This is a genomic window from Streptomyces sp. NBC_00669 (genome assembly GCF_036226785.1).
Taxonomy (GTDB): domain Bacteria; phylum Actinomycetota; class Actinomycetes; order Streptomycetales; family Streptomycetaceae; genus Actinacidiphila.
In genome coordinates, this window is sequence record NZ_CP109018.1 from 204,076 (window position 1) to 222,786 (window position 18,711).

The following is an 18,711-nucleotide window of genomic DNA, read 5'->3' on the forward strand; positions in this document are numbered from 1 at the left end:
CGTCACTTCCACGCGACGGCTACGGGGCCGCTGGTTCAATGGCTGCGTGGACGAGGTGGATGGCACAGTGGCGTGGGCCGGTCGTCGCGTGCTGGAGGGCGGTGTCCGGGAGGCGGTGTTCCGTCTGCCCCGCAACGGGAGCACCGTGCCGGGTGTGCTCTGGCTGCCGCCCACCCCGTCCTCCGCACCTCCCGCTCTGGTCCTGCTGGGACACGGCGGCAGCGGGCACAAGAGGAGCGCGCGGGTCACCGGCCTGGCCTGCTGGTTCGCGTCGCAGGTGGGAATCGCCGCGCTCGCCGTCGACGGGCCCTATCACGGCGACCGGGTCCCCCGCCCGCTGCCGGCCGAGGAGTACCAGCCCCGCATCGTCGAAGAGGGGCTCGACGCCGTTCTCGACCGGATGACGGGCGACTGGCTGGCGGTGGTGGATGCCCTCGGGGCCCTGGGCCTCGTGGACACCGCACGCCTCGGCTACCTGGGCCTGTCGATGGGGACACGCTTCGGCCTTCCGTTGGCGGCCGCGCTGGACGACCGCATGCGCTGCGTCGTCCTCGGCAAGTTCGGCCTCCGGCAGGCTCCCGGCATGCCCGCCGGCCTGAACGTCCCCCGGCGCGTCGTGGCGGACGCGCGGCGGATCACCGCGCCGGCCCTCTTCCACCTCCAGTGGTACGACGAGATCTTCCCCAGGGAGGGCCAGTTGGCGCTCTTCGAGGAACTCGGATCGCCCGACAAGCAACTGCTCGGCTACGCGGGCGCCCACGCGGAGACCGAGCCCGAAGCCGTCGCGTACTGGCGGGACTTCGTCGCGCGCCACCTCCGCGATGTGCCCCCACCGGGGTCCCCCGTATGAAGCGCGCCGCGACGAACGTGCTGACGCCGACGCCGGCACGGTCAGCGGGAGAGGTTCGGATAGGCCACGCGGGCCAACCCCTCGGCGATCGAGCAGTCGGATTGCTGTTGATCGGGCACGTAGGTCAGGTCCGCTGTCCCGAATGACGTCGGCCATGTGACCACGCACATGCCCTGGTCGGTGCGATAGACCTCATAGGCGCCCTTGATGCCCGCGTACGGTTTCGCCGCGGGGTCGCCGGCCCGCGTGTCCGCCATGCTCTCGGTGTCGTAGCCGACCGTGAGGTCCCGGTCCTGGCCCGCCCCCCACTCGCACCACCGGGAGCGCCCACGAACGTCGTCCGTGTGGCGGGTCGGAGGCTCCGGCAACCCGAGTTGTTCGAAGTAATAGTGCGGCACGGCCGCGCAAGGGTCACGCAGGCCGCTCAGCGGATCGGCGGCATGGTGCCCCGGTGCCCACAGCACGAGTGGGACCACGACGGCGGCGACCACCACGACGCCTCCCACGGCGATGGCCGCGATCTGGCCCGGTTTCGGCCGGCGGGACTCCTGACGTGGTGCGTCCCCGCTCTCGGGTGAGGTTCCGGGCTCGGGCGCGGGTGTGGTCCCAGACGCGGGTGCGGGTGTGGTCTCAGACGCGGTCTCCACCACGGTGGCGACCGCAGGGTCCCCCGCGGGATCAGCCGCCACGGCAGGGTCCCGGACCGTGGCCGACCCGGTGTCCGGCGCCGCCACCGCGAGATCCGTCGCCGCGAGATCAGGCACCGCAGGCGCAGGCACCGCGAGATCAGGCACCGTGCCCACGGCGGTCGGGCCGCTGCCGCGCGGCACACCGCGCGGCATGCCCTCCAGCATGGCCTGCGCCGCCGCGACGGTGGGCCGCAGCTCCGGGTCCTTCGCCATCAACTGCGTTATCAGCGGCGCCAGTTCACCGGCTCGGCCTGGCGCCGGCGGCTCGTCCAGCAGCACCGCGGCGAGCGTCGCGGCCGGGGTGCCCCGGCGGAACGGCGAGACGCCCTCCAGCGCCTGGTAGAGCGTCACCCCCAGCGAGAAGAGGTCGCTCGCCGCCTGCTCGTCCGCGCCTCGGGCCCGTTCGGGCGCGATGTACTCGATCGAGCCGATGAACCCGCCGGCCGCGGTCAGCGCGGTGTCGGCCTGGTGGACCGAGATACCGAAGTCGGTGAGCAGCACCTGGCCGTCGTCGGCCAGCATCACGTTGTCCGGTTTGACGTCCCGATGCACGATCCCGGCGTCGTGGGCGGCGCCGAGCGCCGACAGGAGCGCCGCCGCGACGTTCACGGCCTCCGCCACCGGCAGCGGCCCCCGCGCCGTACCGTGATCGGCCAGCGAGGTCCCGTCGACCAGTTGCATGACCGTCCAGGGCACCCCGTTCTCGACGACCACGTCGTGCACCGTGACGATGTTCGGATGGTTGCGCAGCCTGGCGGCGTTGCGGGACTCCCGCTCGGCGCGTACGACCCGCTCGGCCCGCTCCGCGCCGTTCATCGCCGGCGGCAGCCAGACCTCCTTGACCGCGACCTCGACGCGCAGCGACTCGTCGTGCGCCTGCCAGACCCGCCCGAACCCCCCGGCCCCCAGCCTCCGCACCAACCGGTAACGCCCGCCGACCAGTTGGCCCGGCTCCGCCTCACCCGCCACTGTCCCCACCCGACCCCCGTACGCCGCTCCCGTGCTGCTCCCACGGTACGGCGTCCCCGCCCGTGTCGGGACGGCCCCGGCGCGGAATCGGCGCGGAGACCGTGGTGGGAACGGTGGCGGAAACCGTTGGCGTACCGCACCGGGCCCCTGTTACGGTCCTCCGCATGAAGCGCGCCGCGATGATCGCGATGACGACGACGCCGGAGAGTGTCCCGGCGCGCTGACCGATGTCTTGAGTCCGAAGCCCCGGGGCGATCGCCCCGGGGCTTCGTGCTGCCGCGGGCCGCCCCACCACCGCGGAGAGGCGACACCATGAACGACATCCCCAGGAACGACCACCACGACGCGGCCGCACCCGCCGCCGTGCACGACCACCGCGAACTCGGCCGCGAGCTGGGCCTGTTCGGCACCGATCCGCTGATCGGCGCGGGCCTGCCGTACTGGCTGCCCGACGGCGCGGCGGTGCGGCACGCGCTGGAGGAGTACATCCGCGGCGAGGAACGCGCGGCCGGCTACCGGCACGTGTACTCCCCGGTGCTCGGCAAGCGCGAGCTGTACGAGATCTCCGGGCACTGGGCGCACTACCGCGAGGACATGTTCCCGCCCATGGAGGTCGGCGGCGAGCAGATGGTGCTGCGCCCGAGCCTGTGCCCGCACCACGCGGTGCTCTACCGCTCGCAGTCCCGCAGCTACCGCGAACTACCGTTGCGCATGGCGGAGTTGGGCGGCATGTTCCGCGCCGAACTGTCGGGGGTGCTGGGCGGGTTGACCCGGGTGCGGGCCATCCAGCTCAACGACGCGCACATCTTCTGCACCCCCGGGCAGGTCGAGCAGGAAGCCGCGGGCGCGCTGGAGCTGATCGGGCGCGCCTACGCCGCGATGGGCATCCGCGCGGCCCGCTACCGGCTGTCGCTGCCGGGCCCCGGCGGCAAGTACGCGGCCGCGCCCGAGGCGTGGCAGCGGGCCACCGAGGCGCTGGTCGGCGTGCTGGAGCGGCTGGGCCTGCCGTACGAGGCGGAGCAGGGCGAGGCGGCGTTCTACGGCCCGAAGATCGACGTGCAGGTCGCCGACCACGCCGGGCGGGAGTCGACCCTGTCCACCGTGCAGGTCGACTTCCACCAGCCGGAGCGGTTCGGGCTGCGCTACGTCGGCGCGGACGGGGCGAAGCACCGGCCGGTGATGGTGCACCGCAGCGTCGTCGGCAGCGTGGAGCGCGCGGTGGCGCACCTGGTCGAGGTGCACGGCGGCGCGTTCCCGGCGTGGCTGGCGCCGGTGCAGGTGGCGGTGCTGCCGGTCGGGGCGGAGCAGGTGGCGGACGCGGAGGCGTTCGCCGCGCGCTGTGCGGCACTCGGGCTGCGGGCCGAGGTGTCCCACCCGCAGCAGGGCAGCCTCGGCGCCCGGGTGCGGCAGGCGCGCCTGGTGCCGTACCAGGCGGTGATCGGCGCCCGGGAGGCCGCGGCCGGGCTGGTCGCGGTGCGGTTGCGGGACGGTCGGCGGCCCGCGCCGCTGCCCGGTCCTGAGCTGGCGGCGCGGGTCGCCGCGGTGGTCGGCGGTCACGGCGCGCGGCTGTGGGACGAGGGGGCGGAGGCGGACGCCGCGGCGGGGTGAGGGCACGCCGGCCGCGCCCCTCGGCTACGACGGCGGGTGCGCGGCCGGCGGCGCCGGAACAACCGGCGCGGCCGGCGCGGGAACGTACGCGGTGAGCGGCAGGTTGCGCAGGTGGAACTGCGACAGGTCGTCCCACACGCGGCGTTCGGCGCCGGCCCCGTCCGGCACGTCGAGCCCGAGGTGGTGCAGCAGGGCGCCCCGGTGCAGGTCGACGACGACGCGCGCCTCCTGGCCGTAGGCGACCGCGGCCTGGCGGGCGGCGCGGTGGGCGACCCAGGCCACCGGCCATGCCGCGAGCGCCCGGACCGCGAGCCAGGGGCGGCCGAAGGCGAGCAGCGCGATCGGCCAGGCGGTGCCGAAGGCGGCGGACGGGCCGAGCCCGCCGACCGTCCCGTCGAAGGCGGTGCGGGCGGAGGTGACGCGGCGACGGCGGCGGCCGGCAGGAAGGGGCGCGGCCGGGGGAAGACCACGACGGCGTCGATGCCGTAGCGCTCCAGCGGGTAGTACCCGGTGGCGCGCGGCCGGTTGCCGAGGGCGGTGGGCAGGCAGCCGTGGGCGAGCGGGGTCGGGCGGCCCACCCGCAGGCAGGCCGGCCGACCCCGCGAAGGCCCGCGACCCGGGCGAGGCCGTCGCGCGGGCGGCCCGGCGGGTCAGAACTGGACGTCCGCGCAGGAGTAGAAGGCGTTGCCGGTGTCGGCGATGGTCCACACGCCGATGATGAGCTGCTTGCCGGTGTGGCCGGTGGGGATCGTGCCCTGGTGGACCACGGTGGCGGGCGGCTGGGCGCCGTTGTAGGGCACGGTCAGGAACGGGGTGGTGTTGATCTCGGAGCGGGTCAGCGGCTTGGTGGGGTCGTAGCTGCTGTTGGTCAGGTAGTAGGAGAAGTCCGTGGTGGAGTGCTCGGCGGTGAGCGTCCACGTGAAGGTGTAGCTCTGGCCGCCGGTCACGTGGGTGGCGGGCCACGCGCCGCCGCGGGGGTCGTCGAGCTGGGAGAAGCGCGCGTTGCCGCCGCTGCAGATGCTGCCGTCGGCGGGGCCGGCGGCCGGGAAGCCCTTGGGGCCTTCGACGCTCTGCGGTTCGTACTGGATGTCGCCGCAGTTCGTCACGGTGCCGGCGGCGCAGAGCGCGGCGCGGCTGGGCGGGGTGCTGATGTAGCCGTGGCTGCTGGCGCTGCCGGTGCTCAGCGCGAACGCGGAGGCGACGCCGACGCCGACCACCGCGGTGGCGATCTTCTTGCGCATGGTGGACTCCAGAGGTGGGGGTACGGTCCAGGTCAGGTCTAGACCAACTCGCACGCTAGCGTCGGTGATTCGCCATGTCCACATCAACTCTCGGCCAATCCCCCGCGCGAACCGGCCGAACCGCCCGAACTCCCGGACCGCCCGGCCCGGAGTTCGCAAGCACGGACCCTCAGCCCTCCAACCGCCCCGCGATGTCCGCCAGATGCCTGCCCTGGTAGTGCGCCGCGTCCAACGTCGCCTGGTCCGGCCCCTGGCCGCCCCCGCTCGCCCAGCTCGTGCCGTACGGGTTGCCGCCGGCCGCGAAGAGCACCGGGTCGGTGTAGCCGGGCGGCACGATGATGCAACCCCAGTGGTAGAACACGTTGTTCAGGGACAGCAGCGTGGACTCCAGACCGCCGTGCGCGTTCATCGCCGAAGTGAAGCTCGTGGCGGGCTTGTTGTGGAAGACGCCCGCCTGCCACTGCACGCCGGTCTGGTCGATGAACTGCTTGAGCTGGGCGGTGACGTTGCCGAAGCGGGTCGGCGTGCCGAAGGCGTACGCGGTGGCCCACTCCAGATCGGTGAGGGTCGCCTCGGGCACCGCGTCCTTCGTGGCGTCCACGTGCGCGCGCCAGGCCGGGTTGGCGTCGATGGCCGAGTCGGGCGCGAGTTCGGGGACCCTGCGCAGACGCACCTCGGCGTCCCGGCTCTCGGCCCCCTTGGCGACGGCCTGGGCCAGCTGATGGACGTTCCCGGTGGCGCTGTAGTAGATGACGGCAACTCGGACAGCCACGTGCGTTTCTCCGCCCGCTCGACAGTGATGCGGTGTGCGTGCGCCTGCCGCGCGCCGCTACGGCGCTGCCCGGTCGCACTCCCCCAACTCTCCGCGCCCCGACCGCCTTCGGCGGCGACCGGCGGCCCGCGCCGCCCTCGGTTCACCCGTACGGCCGCGCGACGCGGCCGGGAGAGAGGAAGATCGTCGAACGGCACCTCACACGGCGGCTTCCCCTCCTCACCGGCGCGGGAACGACCGCTGTCGCGCCCCTCGCCGCAACCCTGCTGCCCGGGCGAGCTGCCCCCCGCGTACCGAGCGGCCACGACTACCTGACGGAGATCTCATGCGCCTCACTTCGAGCGGTCCCCTCCACGCCACCTTCGAGTTCGGCGACCTCCGGGTCATCTCCCTGCGGGACGGCCACCTCGACATGCCGCCGACCCTGCTTCGCGACGAGAGCGGGGGCCCGTTCGACACGCTGCCGGACACGGTCCCGCTGGTCGACGGCAACCTGCGGCTGTCGGTCAACGCCTTCCTCGTCTGTGACGGCACCACCTCCGTCCTCATCGACACCGGCGCGTCCGACACCTGGCACTCCACCATGGGATCGCTCTTCGACGCCCTGGACGAAGCCGGAGTCGACCGGGACGGCATCACGGACGTGGCGATCACCCACCGCCACGAAGACCACGTGGGCGGCCTCGTCGCCCCCGACGGCGCGGAAGCGTTCCCCGAGCTCCGGCGCGTGTGGATCGGCGCGGGCGACACCTCCGTCTTCACCGGACGGCTCGAACCGTTCCGCGACCGCGCCGTCCCCGTCACCCACCCGGTCGCCGTCACCGACCACGTCACGGCCGTTCCGGCTCCCGGGCACACACCCGGTCACACCGTCTACGAGGCAAGGAGCGACACCGGTCGGCTGCTCGTGTGGGGCGACACCGTTCACGTGCCCTCCTTGCAGTTCGCCCGGCCGGACGTGTCATGGGAGTTCGACAAGGACCAGGCGCAGGCACGCGCGTCGCGACACGCTCTCCTCGACCAACTGGCCGCACCGGCACAGTTCGTGGCCGGCGCCCACCTGGACTCGCCCGGCGTGGGACGCGTGACCCGCGACGGCGCCGCCGGCTACGCGCTCGAATACCTCGCGCCGCCGATCGCCTGACTCCTCACCGCCCGCGCGCCGTACGGCCTCTCCGCGCGCCCTCGTTCCGTCGGCTGGAGGCGGCAGCCGCCCTACGACCCCGCCGTCGGCGCCTCCGCCCGCGCCCGCGCCCGCAACTTCCGCCGAGCGGGCGGGAGGTCACACGTCGTCAGCAGGCCAACGGCTCGGCACCGCACCGGATTCCCCACCGTGCCGTGCCCGACGGGAGCCCCGGGGGCGCCGGGAACCCCGGGAATGTCGGGAACCCCCGGGAATGCCGAGAGCGCCGGGACCCGCGTGCCGCACGAGCAGGTCGAGGTGGACGGGACAGTGACACACTGTCGCAGTACTCCCGCAACATTCGCCCACCATGCTGGTCGTTGATCAACGAGCGCCCTCCCGCAGCGGCGGGAGTTCGGGACATCGACGTTCGTGGCGCTTCAGCCCACGCGGGCCCGGGTAGATCTTTCAAGCCGATGCTTGTCGTGCACCTGCCGTATGCCACGTCGTCATCGGTCCCGATGTGGTGCCGCACGAGTGGGGAGGGCGATGACACGCATGCGCGTGATCCGACGTACCAGAGGTGTCGCGGTGGCGGCGGCCTTGGCGATGGCCGCCGTGGCGTGCACCGGCGGCGGGGGCGGGGGCGACCACGGCTCGATCTCCGACGGCCAGCACGCCACCGCGACGAAGCGCCCGGTGAAGAAGGGCGGCACCCTCACGGTCGCGGAGGTGGCGGCGGTACCCGACTTCATCTTCCCGCTGGTCCCGGCGACCAACCAGAACGGCTGGAACGCCAACCTCACCGAGGCGCTGTGGCCGTACCTCGTCTACCCCGGCGACGGCGCCAAGGCGGAGGTGAACAAGGAGAAGAGCCTGTTCACCTCGCTCGACTACTCGAACGGCGACAAGCGGCTGACCATCCACCTCAAGGACTGGAACTGGTCGGACGGAAAGCCCCTCACCAGCCGGGACTTCACCTTCGTCTACAACCTCCTCAAGGCGAACTCCAAGAACTGGGCCGCGCACCTGCCCGGGCTCTTCCCGGACGACGTGGCGAAGGTGGCCACCCCCGACGCCCACACGGTGGTGCTCGACCTCACCCGGTCGTACAACCCGGACTTCTACACCGACGACGTGCTCAGCACGATCCCGCTGCTCCCCCAGCACGCCTGGGACAAGACCTCCGCCGACGGCGCGGTCGGCGACCACGACACGACCACCGCGGGCGCGAAGGCGGTCTACTCCTACCTGCAGAAGGAGGGGGCGAAGATCGGCAGCTTCGCCACCAACCCGCTGTGGCAGGTGGTCGACGGGCCCTGGAAGCTCAAGGAGTTCCGCAGCAACGGCTACTACAGCTACGTGCCCAACCCGGCGTACTCCGGTTCCGCGAAGCCGTCGGTCGACAAGCTCGTCATGCAGCCGTTCACCACCGACACCCCGGAGCTCAACGCGCTGCGCTCCGGCAGCTCCCTCGACGTGGCCGGGCTGCCGCTCAACGACGTCAAGCAGGCGCAGGCGCTGCGCTCCAGCGGCTACTCGATCGCCAGCGTGCCCATCCCCGGCGTCGCCGGCATCCTGCCGAACCTGTACAACGCCAAGGTCGGCGCGGTGCTGCGGCAGCTCTACGTCCGCCAGGCCATGCAGTACCTGATCAACGGCCCGCAGATCGTCTCCAAGGTCTACAACGGCTACGCGGACCCGGGCAACGGGCCGGTGCCGGTCAAGGCCACCGAGACCTGGGCGACCCCGCTGGAGAAGTCCGGCGGACCGTACCCGTACTCGCCGGACAAGGCGAAGTCCCTGCTCCAGGCGCACGGTTGGAAGGTGGTGCCGGGCGGCACCACGACCTGCCAGAGCCCCGGCACCGGCGCCTCCCAGTGCGGCGCGGGGATCAAGGCCGGCCAGCCGCTGACCTTCCAGATGGTCTACTCCTCCGGCCGCGCCACCACCGACGAGCAGGAAGCCGCCATCAAGTCCTCCGAGGCGCAGGCGGGCATCACCCTCAACCTCAAGGCGGAGCCGTTCAACACGCTGCTCGGCACCATGGGCGCCTGCACCGCGCAGTCCCACCCGGCGTCCGGCTGCAGCTGGCAGCTGTCGGACTTCGGCTACGAGCCGTACCCGCTCTACCCCAACGGCACCGGCTTCTTCGACACCGGCGGCTCCGGCAACCTCGGCGGCTACTCCGACCCGACCATGGACAAGCTGATCAAGGCCACCGAGTACGGCGCTTCCTCGCAGGCGTTCTCCACCTACGAGGACTACGCCGCCAAGCAACTGCCGTGGCTGTGGGTGCCGTTGCGCAGCAGCCTGCTGGTGTACCGGAGCAAGCTCCAGGGCGTGGTGCCGCTCAACCCGTTCTCCGGCACGGTCGCCTACGAGGACTGGGCGTACACCTCGTGACGGGCGCGGACCTCGTAACGGGCGGGGACCTCGTGACGGGCGCGGACCTCGTGACGGGCGCCCGGTGACGGCCTACCTCCTGCGCCGGACCGGTCAGGCGGTCGTGGTGGTGATCGGCGTGATGGTGGTGACCTTCGCGCTGATCCACCTCGAACCGGGCAGCGCCGCGCGGGCCACGCTCGGCATGCGGGCCAACTCCGAGCGGATCGCGGTCTTCAACGCCGCCAACGGCCTGGACCGGCCGTTGGCGGTGCAGTTCGTGGACTTCGTCAAGCAGGCGGCCCAGGGGAACTTCGGCACGTCGTACTCGCTGCACCAGCCGGTGTCCACGCTGATCGCGCAGCGGCTGCCGCGCGACGCGGTGCTGCTCGGGCTGTCCACCGTGGTCGCCCTGGCCGTCGCGCTGCCGATGGGCATCTACCAGGCCGTACGGCGGGACCGCGCGGTGGACCACGTGCTCACCGTGGTGTCGTTCGTGCTGTACTCGATGCCGGACTTCTTCTTCGCGCTGCTGCTGGTCGCGCTCTTCTCGGTGCAGCTGCACGTGCTGCCCTCCCAGGCGCCGCAGGCCGAGTCGGTCGCCGGCATCCTGTCCGACCCGCGCGGCCTGGTGCTGCCGGTGGTGACGCTCTCGCTGGTCACCGTGGCCGGGTTCAGCCGGTACATGCGCTCGTCAGCCATCAGCACGCTCGCCCAGGACTACATCCTGGTGGCGCGCGCCAAGGGGCTGCCGGGCCGGCTGGTGCTGAGCCGGCACGTGCTGCGCAACTCCCTGCTGCCGGTGATCACCGTGCTGGGCCTGTCGGCGCCGGCCATCGTCACCGGCGCGGTGATCGCCGAGTCCGTCTTCAACTACCCGGGCATGGGGCTGCTGTTCTACCAGGCCGCCACCGGCAAGGACTATCCGGTGCTGCTCGGCTCGACGCTGGTGGTCGGCGTGGCCACCGTCGTCGGCAGCCTGCTCGCGGACATCGCCTACAGCCTCCTCGACCCTCGGATTCGCTATGACCACTCATGACACCGGGCCGGCCGCGGCCGGCTCACCGGAGGCGGACCCACCGGGAGGCGGTGCGAAGGGGGCAGGCGCGCCCCGAGCCGGTGCGAAGGAGACCGGCGCGCCCGAGGCCGGCGCCCTGACCGTCCGGCGCGGCTCCGGGCGGCTGTCGGCCGCCGCGTTCCTGCGCAACCCCCGGGCCCTGACCGGGCTGTGCATCGTCGCGGTGGTCGCCGCCTTCTGCTTCATCGGACCCCTGCTGTACCGGACCGACCAGGTCACCGTCCACCTCGACCTCGCCGAGCTGCCGCCCGGGGGCGGCCACCCGCTCGGCACCGACGCCTCCGGTTACGACGTGCTCGGCCGGCTGATGGCCGGCGGCCGCTCCTCGCTGGAACTCGGCTTCGCGGTCGCGCTGGCCACCACCGTCATCGGCACCCTGTACGGCGCCTTCGCCGGGTACTTCGGCGGGGTGGTGGACGCGGTGATGATGCGGGCCGTCGACACCTTCCTCGCCATCCCCGGCCTGGTGCTGCTGCTGATCGTGGTCAGCATGTTCACGCCGTCGCTGTGGCTGATCATCGTGGTGATGTCGCTGCTGTCCTGGCTCGCCGCGGCCCGGCTGGTCAGGGGCGAGGTACTGACCCTGCGCACCCGGGAGTTCGTCCAGGCGGCGCGGATGATGGGCGGCACCGGCCGGCGGATCGTGCTGCGCCACCTGGTGCCGAACGCGGCCGGCGTCATCATCGTCAGCGCCACCTTCACCATCGCCGACTCCATCCTCACCCTGTCGACCCTGAGCTTCCTCGGGCTCGGACTGCCGCCGCCGCACGCCGACTGGGGCACGATGCTCACCGGCGGCCTCGACTACCTGTACGACGGGTACTGGTGGCTGGTGTACCCGCCCGCGGTGGTCCTCATCATCACCGTCGTGGCCTTCAACCTGATCGGCGACGCCTTCCACGACGCGCTGGACGTCCGCCTGCAACGCACGTGACCGCTCCGCCGCCGCGCCCGCTCCCGGGCCGGCGGCCGGGGCCGGCGACGAATCGAGGAACGGCATGCCTCCCCTGCTCGACGTCCAGAACCTCACCACCCACATCCGCACCAGTCGCGGTGTCGTACGGGCGGTGGAGGACGTCTCCTTCCACCTGGAGGCCGGCGAGACGCTGGGCCTGGTCGGCGAGTCCGGCTGCGGCAAGTCCATGACCGGCCTGTCCCTGATGGGCCTGCTGCCACCCGGTGGCCGGCTGCTGGACGGCTCGTCGGTACGGCTGGACGGCCGCGAGCTGGTCGGGCTGCCCGACCACGAGCTGCGCCGGGTGCGCGGCAACGACATCGCGATGGTCTTCCAGGACCCGATGACCTCCCTGGACCCCACCAAGACCATCGGCCACCAGGTCGCCGAACCCGTCCTGCTGCACCGCGGCTGCACCCGGGCCGAGGCCGCCGACCGCGCCGCCGAGGTCCTCGGCCTGGTCGGGCTGCCGCACCCGCGCGAACGCCTCGACGACTACCCGCACCAGCTCTCCGGCGGCCTGCGCCAGCGCGTGCTGATCGCCATGGCGCTGGCCAACGAGCCCCGGGTGCTCATCGCCGACGAGCCCACCACCGCGCTCGACGTCACCATCCAGGCGCAGATCCTCACCCTGCTCGCCGACCTGCGCTCCCGGCTCGGCATGGCGATGATCCTCATCACCCACGACATGGGGGTCACGGCCGGGCACGCCGACCGGGTCAACGTGATGTACGCCGGCCGGATCGCCGAGAGCACCCGCACCGAACGGCTCTTCCGCGGCATGCGCCACCCCTACACCCAGAGCCTGCTGGCCTCGGTGCCGCGGCTGGACCAGGACCCGGCCCGGCAACTGCCCACCATTCCCGGCCTGCCGCCGGACCTCACCGACCCGCCGGCCGGCTGCCGCTTCGCCGACCGCTGCGCGTATGCCACCGATCAGTGCCGCACCGACGAGCCGGTGCTCATCGGCACCGCCGAGCACCGGTACGCCTGCTGGCACCCCACCGACGGGCCCCGGCCGGCCGGCGCCACCGCCGTGGTGCCGCGCCCCGCCGCGCCCGAGGCCAGGACCGCCGCCCCCGAGACGAAGCCGGCCGACCCGGACCGGCCGCTGCTCGAAGCGCACGGCCTGGTGAGGGAGTTCCCGGTGCGCGGGGCCCGGCTGCCCGGGCACGGCCGGCGGGTGGTGCACGCCGTGTCCGGTGTCTCCTTCACGCTCGGACACGGCGAGACCTTCGGCCTGGTCGGCGAGTCCGGCTGCGGCAAGACCACGCTCGGCCGCCTGCTGGTCGGCCTGGACCGGCCCGACGCCGGCACGGTCACCCTGGACGGCACCGACTTCGCGAAGGTGCGCGGCCGTGAACTGCGCCGGCGCCGCCGGGACCTGCAGATGGTCTTCCAGGACCCGTTCTCCTCGCTGGACCCGCGCATGCGGGTCGGCGGCATCCTGCGCGAGCCGCTCCGCATCCAGGGCATCGGCACCGCGCGCGAGCAGAAGGCCCGGGTCGCCGAACTGCTCGCCGAAGTGGGCCTGCCCGAGCGCGGCCTGGACCTCTTCCCGCACGAGTTCTCCGGCGGCCAGCGCCAACGGGTCGGCCTGGCACGGGCGTTGGCGCTCAACCCGCGACTGATCGTCGCCGACGAGCCGGTCTCCGCGCTGGACGTCTCGGTGCGGGCCCAGGTGCTCAACCTGATGAAGCGGCTCCAGGCGTCGCACGGCCTGTCGTACGTGGTCATCTCGCACGACCTCGCCGTGGTCCGCTACCTCGCGGACCGGATCGGCGTGATGTACCTCGGCCGGCTGGTGGAGGTCGGCAGCGCCGACGACATCCACCTGCGCGCCGCCCACCCCTACACCGCGGGCCTGCTGGAGGCCGTCCCGGTACCGGACCCGGCGGCCGAGCGCGCCAAGCGCGGCGCCGCGATCACCGGCGAACTGCCCAGCCCCGCCGCCCCGCCGTCCGGCTGCCGCTTCCGCACCCGGTGCCCGCTGGCCACCGATCTGTGCGCGGCCGAGGAGCCCGCGCTGCGCTCCTTCGGCCCCGGCCACACCGCGGCCTGCCACTTCCCGCTCCAGCAGCCGGTCCCCGAGGAGCCGGTGCCCGCGCCCGTCTGACCGCCCGCCGTCCCGACCGGGCCGCGCACCGGGCTCCGGGCAGCCACGGGCAGAGCCGAGGCGGCTACGGGCGCCAGGTGTACCGCGGGGTGAACCCGAGCAGTTCGCGGCTGCGGGCCAGGGCGAAGGGGACGGCGAAACCGTCGAGGGGCGTGTCGACGCGGGCGGTGGGGTGGTAGCGGCGCAGCAGTTCCGCGGTCGGTTCCAGGGCGGTGGTGTCGGGCGCGGCGACGTTGATCACCGGGTGCCCCTCGACCGGTGCGGTGAGCGCGGCACCGATCGCGCGGGCGGCGTCGCGGGTGTCCAGCCACCCCCACAGCGAGCCGCGGTCGAAGCCGGGGTCGCGGTGCACCGCGGCCAGGTGGGCGCGCAGCCGCTCGCCGGTGCCGAGGAAGGGGAAGCGCAGCGAGACGACGGTGCCGCCGTAGCGGCGGGCGGTGGTGGCGGCGATGGTCTCGCTGACGTACTTCGACAGGCCGTACACGTCGTCGCCGACGTAGGGGTGGTCCTCGGTGACGGGCACGAAGCGGGGTGACGCGTCGTGCGCGGAGAACGCCAGCCCCAGCGCGGACAGGCTGGAGATGTTGACGGCGCGGCGGACACCCGCGCGGCCGGCGGCGTCCAGGACCAGGTAGGCGGCCCGGACGTTGTTGCCGAAGACCTCGTCGTGGGGCGCGGCTTCCGGTGAGGGCAGCGCGGCGGCGTGCACGACGGCGTCGACGCCGTCGAGGAGTCCGGTCAGCCGGGTGGGGTCGAGCAGGTCCCCGCCGGCGACCTCGTCGGCGGTCGCGGGGTCCGGGGCGGTGCGGTCGTGGGCCCGTACGGTGTGCCCCGACTCCCGCAGGTGCGTGACGACTTCGCGGCCGAGCAGGCCGCCCGCGCCGGTGACCAGAACCTTCACGGTGGCTTCTTCCTCTCGGTGGCGCCGACGGTCACATCGCCCGTGGACCGGACGAATGTTGCGTTCTTGCGCGATGACAAAAGCAATATGACGTTGCCGTGCGGGAAACGTAACATGACCCCGTCCGCTCGCTCTATCCGCGAACAGGGGAATCCCCATGACCGGTTCAGGCCCCGACCGCCTGCTCGACGACTCCGGCGCGCTCCCGCAGGCCGCGCCGCCCTGGCCGGGCCGGGACCGGCTGCGGGTCACCGCGGTCCGCGCGATCGTCACGGCGCCGGAGGGCATGCCGCTGGTCGTCGTCCGCGTCGACACCTCGGAGCCGGGCCTGTACGGGCTGGGCTGCGCGACCTTCACCCAGCGGTACGCCGCGGTCGTCGCCGCCGTCGAGGAGCACGTCGGCCCGCTCGTGGTCGGGCGGCACCCGGCCGACATCGAGGACATCACCCGCATGATCCACTACTCGTCGTACTGGCGCGGCGGCCCGGTGCTGGGCAACGCGCTGTCCGGCGTGGACCAGGCGCTGTGGGACATCGCGGGCAAGCGCGCCGGGATGCCGGTGTACGAACTGCTCGGCGGGCGCAGCCGATCCGCCGTCGAGGTGTACTCGCACGCGGCGGGCGGCACCGTCGAGGAGACGCTCGCCGAGGCCGAGGAGCTGCTGGCGCGGGGCTACCGCCATGTGCGGCTCCAGGTCGGCGGCCCGGGGCTGGGGACGTACGGCGCGCCCGGCACCCGCGGCGGCTATCCGCGCTCGCCGCACCCGGACGGCTGGGACGTCGCGCAGTACCTGCGGGCCACGCCGGAGCTCTTCGCGGCGGCGCGGGAGCGGCTGGGCGCGGAGGTGAGCCTGATGCACGACGTGCACAGCCGGCTGACCCCGAAGCAGGCGGTGGTCCTCGCCCGCGAACTGGAGCCGTACCGGCTGTCGTTCCTGGAGGACGTGATCGCGCCGGAGTACTACGACCGGCTGCCGGAGGTGCGCGCCGCGTCGCCGGTGCCGATCGCGGTCGGCGAGCAGATCGGCAACGTCACGGACGCGGCACGGCTGATCAAGGACGGCGGGATCGACCTGCTGCGGCTGCACACCTCCGCGGTCGGCGGCCTGACCCCGACCCGCAAACTCGTCGCACTGGCCGAACTGCTCGGCGTGCGCACCGCGTTCCACTCCCCCGGCGACATCTCCCCGGTCGGCGTGGCGGCGAACCTCGCGGTCGACATCTCCACCCCGGCCTTCGGCTACCAGGAGTCGCACACCTACAACGACGCCACCCACGAGGTCTTCCCGGGCACCCCGGTGGTGCGCGAGGGCCACCTCGCGCCCTCCGACGCGCCGGGCTGGGGCGTCGACCTCGACGAGAAGGCCGCGGTCCGCTTCCCGCCGACGAAGTTCCTGCACGAGCGCTGGGCGACCGGCGTCCGCCACCCGGACGGCAGCCTGAACGCGCCCTGAGCGGCGGCACCGGACCGGGTCACCTTCCCCGCCGCGCGGCCGGGGCTCGGTCCGTGGCCGCCCGGCCGGGGGGCAGGCGGCCGGGAGGCGGGCGGGGAGCGGGAGGCCGGGGGCCGACCGGGCTCGACGACGGCGAACGCCGCGCCGATCATCCGTGCGGGGTCGGCGGACTGGACCGCAAGGGAGAAGCCGTCCGGGACGAGGTGGACCGGGGCAGTGCGGGCCAAGTCGTCGGCGGGCCGGCCGCGCTCCGCGGCGACGGCCTCCGCGAGCGCCTGCACGTGTCGCGGCCGGATCGTGCGCCGGCGGTCCCTCAGCGCGGGCGTGTCCGGCGAGAGGTTGATGAACCGGTCGGGCGTGCCGACCCACAACCGCCAGCTCGACCCGCGCCCGCGTGCAACGCCGCTACGACTCCGGAACAGCCAGGTCCGGCGCGCGTCCGGTCACGGCCCCGACCAGCGAGCGCTCCGACTCGTCGTCCCCGTCGAAGGCCGGCGCTTCCTTGGCCGGGAAGCAGTTCGCGGCGCCCAGCCCAACCGCAGGACCGCAACCGCTCCAGCCCCAGCTCCGAGACCCGCCGCCCTCCGGCATCACCAACAGGCCCACCCCTGCCGGCCCGAGCGCGGAATCGCCCGGTGCGCGGCCCGCGTCACCACCCCATACGGGCGCCGCTCGCCCGCGGCAGCCCATCGGCGCCGGTCAGAGGTCCTGCGGGGTGATCCGGCCGGCGGGGGGCTGCTCGCGGTGCAGCCGCAGGGCCACGCCGACCAGCTCGACCGTGTCGAGGGCGGGCACATCCGCGAGCGGCACCCAGGCCGCGTGGTCGGTGGACCCGCCCACCTCGTCCCGCAGCTCTCCGCCGATGACATGGACGCGGTAGATGATCCGCATCCCCTGGAAGTCGTCGACGACGCCCGAGTCGAGGACGCGGCTGCCGCGGAAGGAGTCGATGCCGAGCAGCCGGTCGACGGCGACCTGGTAGCCGGTCTCCTCCTCGATCTCGCGGACGACCGCGTCGAGCGGGTCCTCGCCGTGTTCGAGGCCGCCGCCCGGCATCGTCCAGCCCGCCGGGTACCGTCCGAACGCGACCGCGTGCGACAGCAGAAGCTGCTCGTCGCGCACGCACACCCCGTACGCGGCCACCCGCAGCCTGCGCTGCACCTGCCGCTCCGGCTCGTCCCCGCTTCCGCGCCCGTCGTCCGCCCGCGCCGCCGATCCCGTCACCGTCATCGTCCGCCCTCCGCCCGTGCGTTGCGCCGTCGCCACGTCAAAGGGGCGATCCTCGCACAGGGTTGGGCGGCGCCGCCGCCGGATTTCAGCGGTCGGAGGCCGGCGACGCACCGGACGGCGCCGCGGCCCGGTGGTCGGTGGCGCCGTCGCACCGCACCACCAGGGCGGCGATGTCGTCGTCCAGCGCTCCCTCGCTGAAGCTCAGGAGCTGCCGGTGCAGCAGGGCGAGCAGGTGCGGCGGGGACACCGCGGTCTGCTGGGCGATCCACTCGGTCAACGGGAAGAACCGGCCGTCCCGGTCACGGGTCTCGGTGACGCCGTCGGTGTAGAACAGCAGCCGGTCGCCGGGAGCGAGCGGGACGGTGTCGAGGGTGTACTCCCCGCCGATCAGCGCGGCCATGTTCAGCGGCGGGGACGGCGCCGACGGGTCGAGCACGCGGATGGAGCCGCCGTCCGGGCCCCCGGAGCCGCCGGCGCCGCTGCCGCCGCTCAGCAACAACGGTGCCGGATGGCCGCAGTTGAGCAGCGTGACCTCGCGCCGGGCCGGCCGGACCTCGGCGAAGATCGCGGTGGCGAACCCCTCGCCCGCGTCGGGTGCGGTGATGGTGTCGCTGTAGCGGTTGACGCTCCTCTCCAGCCGGCGGGCGAGCCGGGCCAGGTCGGGTTCGTCGTAGGCGGCCTCGCGGAAGCCGTTGGCGATGGCGCTGGCCACCCCGACCGCCGACAGGCCCTTGCCGCGCACGTCCCCGAGCAGGACCCGTACGCCGTGCGGGCTGTCGACGGCCGCGAAGAAGTCCCCGCCGATCCGGGCCTCCTCGGCGGCGGCCAGGTACAGCGTCTCGATGCCGACGCCGCCGAGCAGGCGCGGCACCGGCCGCAGCACCACGGCCTGGGCCGCGTCGGCGACCGAGCGGACCTGGGTCAGCGTGCGCTCGCGCTGCAACCGCACATGGGCGGCGTACGCGGCAGCGGCGGTGACGCCGGCGATCGCGACCGCGGTGAAGGTGGTCGCGGGCTCGTCGAAGGCGAGTTGGATGGCGAGCATCGCGGCCAGTGTCAGCACGCCGAGCAGCACGGTGGCGGTGACCGTCCACATCGACGCGGCCAGCGCGGGCGCGGCGGGCAGCAGCCGGCTGACCGCGAAAGCCTTCGGCGTGGCCACTGCGAGCACCCCGATGACGACGGTCAGCAGCAGCGGCGACCACTGGGCGAGGCCGCGCCGCCGGCTCCCGGGCGCCCGGGAGCGGCGGCTTCGGTGAGGGATCGTCACGTATGCGAGCGTATCGCCATGTTCGTCCTTTCCTACGGTAGTACGGCGCCGGACGGTCGTCGGTGCCGCCC

15 protein-coding genes are annotated in these 18,711 nt (G+C 73.5%); 8 read left to right on the forward strand and 7 right to left on the reverse strand.

What is annotated here, in order from left to right; translation table 11 throughout:
- The first annotated feature begins 46 nt into the window (after window positions 1–46).
- Complete coding sequence (locus OG896_RS00840; protein ID WP_329361388.1) at window positions 47–850, forward strand: hypothetical protein; 804 nt, start codon at window positions 47–49, stop codon at window positions 848–850.
- Window positions 851–891: 41 nt separating this feature from the next.
- On the opposite strand, the gene OG896_RS00845 is transcribed toward OG896_RS00840, so the two are convergent.
- Entirely contained in the window at window positions 892–2,517 is a 1,626-nt protein-coding gene (locus tag OG896_RS00845; protein ID WP_329361390.1) for a serine/threonine-protein kinase, read from the reverse strand.
- Between the two features lie 354 nt (window positions 2,518–2,871).
- Between OG896_RS00845 and thrS the strand changes: the two genes are divergently transcribed.
- Window positions 2,872–4,116 carry a threonine--tRNA ligase gene (gene thrS / locus OG896_RS00850; RefSeq protein WP_443057220.1) on the forward strand — a complete coding sequence of 415 codons (1,245 nt, stop codon included), beginning with the start codon at window positions 2,872–2,874 and terminating at the stop codon, window positions 4,114–4,116.
- A 24-nt stretch (window positions 4,117–4,140) separates the two neighbouring features.
- Here the strand turns inward: thrS and OG896_RS00855 are convergent, their stop codons facing one another.
- The 3 genes from OG896_RS00855 to wrbA form a co-directional block, all read right to left on the reverse strand.
- Complete coding sequence (locus tag OG896_RS00855) at window positions 4,141–4,398, reverse strand: hypothetical protein (RefSeq protein WP_329361394.1); 258 nt, start codon at window positions 4,396–4,398, stop codon at window positions 4,141–4,143.
- A 368-nt stretch (window positions 4,399–4,766) separates the two neighbouring features.
- Window positions 4,767–5,357, reverse strand: coding sequence for a lytic polysaccharide monooxygenase auxiliary activity family 9 protein (locus tag OG896_RS00860; RefSeq protein WP_329361396.1), 591 nt, complete (start codon window positions 5,355–5,357; stop codon window positions 4,767–4,769).
- Between the two features lie 169 nt (window positions 5,358–5,526).
- A complete protein-coding gene (gene wrbA, locus OG896_RS00865) occupies window positions 5,527–6,129 on the reverse strand; it encodes an NAD(P)H:quinone oxidoreductase (protein ID WP_328473383.1) in 603 nt (200 codons plus the stop codon).
- 325 nt (window positions 6,130–6,454) lie between these two features.
- On the opposite strand from wrbA, the gene OG896_RS00870 reads away from it, so the two are divergent.
- The 5 genes from OG896_RS00870 (at window position 6,455) to OG896_RS00890 (ending at window position 13,786) form a co-directional block, all read left to right on the forward strand.
- Window positions 6,455–7,273, forward strand: a complete 819-nt coding sequence (locus OG896_RS00870) for an MBL fold metallo-hydrolase (protein WP_329361399.1) — start codon at window positions 6,455–6,457, stop codon at window positions 7,271–7,273.
- Between the two features lie 537 nt (window positions 7,274–7,810).
- The gene (locus OG896_RS00875) at window positions 7,811–9,658 is read left to right on the forward strand and encodes a peptide ABC transporter substrate-binding protein (RefSeq protein WP_329361401.1); all 1,848 of its coding nucleotides are present in this window, start codon (window positions 7,811–7,813) and stop codon (window positions 9,656–9,658) included.
- Window positions 9,659–9,722: 64 nt separating this feature from the next.
- On the forward strand, window positions 9,723–10,676 hold the full coding sequence (locus OG896_RS00880; RefSeq protein ID WP_328473373.1) for an ABC transporter permease: 954 nt from the start codon (window positions 9,723–9,725) through the stop codon (window positions 10,674–10,676).
- Window positions 10,663–11,649 (forward strand): ABC transporter permease, encoded by a 987-nt coding sequence (locus OG896_RS00885; protein ID WP_329361404.1) that lies wholly within the window; start codon window positions 10,663–10,665, stop codon window positions 11,647–11,649. Before OG896_RS00880 ends, OG896_RS00885 begins: the two co-directional genes overlap by 14 nt.
- Window positions 11,650–11,713: 64 nt before the next feature.
- Complete coding sequence (locus tag OG896_RS00890) at window positions 11,714–13,786, forward strand: ABC transporter ATP-binding protein (protein WP_329361406.1); 2,073 nt, start codon at window positions 11,714–11,716, stop codon at window positions 13,784–13,786.
- A gap of 64 nt (window positions 13,787–13,850) precedes the next feature.
- Here the strand turns inward: OG896_RS00890 and OG896_RS00895 are convergent, their stop codons facing one another.
- A complete protein-coding gene (locus tag OG896_RS00895) occupies window positions 13,851–14,687 on the reverse strand; it encodes an NAD-dependent epimerase/dehydratase family protein (protein ID WP_329361407.1) in 837 nt (278 codons plus the stop codon).
- Between the two features lie 157 nt (window positions 14,688–14,844).
- Here OG896_RS00895 and OG896_RS00900 point away from each other — a divergent pair, with 157 nt between their 5' ends.
- On the forward strand, window positions 14,845–16,140 hold the full coding sequence (locus tag OG896_RS00900) for an enolase C-terminal domain-like protein (RefSeq protein WP_328473365.1): 1,296 nt from the start codon (window positions 14,845–14,847) through the stop codon (window positions 16,138–16,140).
- A gap of 699 nt (window positions 16,141–16,839) precedes the next feature.
- Here OG896_RS00900 and OG896_RS00905 read toward each other — a convergent pair.
- Window positions 16,840–17,370, reverse strand: coding sequence for an NUDIX hydrolase (locus OG896_RS00905; RefSeq protein ID WP_329361408.1), 531 nt, complete (start codon window positions 17,368–17,370; stop codon window positions 16,840–16,842).
- A gap of 85 nt (window positions 17,371–17,455) precedes the next feature.
- Window positions 17,456–18,640, reverse strand: coding sequence for a PP2C family protein-serine/threonine phosphatase (locus OG896_RS00910; RefSeq protein WP_329361410.1), 1,185 nt, complete (start codon window positions 18,638–18,640; stop codon window positions 17,456–17,458).
- Between the last annotated feature and the right edge of the window lie 71 nt (window positions 18,641–18,711).

Bases quoted from the DNA above. Each gene is read 5' to 3' on its own strand.
- OG896_RS00860 (WP_329361396.1), bottom strand. From the start codon at position 5,357: ATGCGCAAGAAGATCGCCACCGCGGTGGTCGGCGTCGGCGTCGCCTCC.
- OG896_RS00870 (WP_329361399.1), top strand. From the start codon at position 6,455: ATGCGCCTCACTTCGAGCGGTCCCCTCCACGCCACCTTCGAGTTCGGC.
- OG896_RS00875 (WP_329361401.1), top strand. From the start codon at position 7,811: ATGCGCGTGATCCGACGTACCAGAGGTGTCGCGGTGGCGGCGGCCTTG.
- OG896_RS00885 (WP_329361404.1), top strand. From the start codon at position 10,663: ATGACCACTCATGACACCGGGCCGGCCGCGGCCGGCTCACCGGAGGCG.
- OG896_RS00890 (WP_329361406.1), top strand. From the start codon at position 11,714: ATGCCTCCCCTGCTCGACGTCCAGAACCTCACCACCCACATCCGCACC.
- OG896_RS00900 (WP_328473365.1), top strand. From the start codon at position 14,845: ATGACCGGTTCAGGCCCCGACCGCCTGCTCGACGACTCCGGCGCGCTC.
- OG896_RS00905 (WP_329361408.1), bottom strand. From the start codon at position 17,370: ATGACGGTGACGGGATCGGCGGCGCGGGCGGACGACGGGCGCGGAAGC.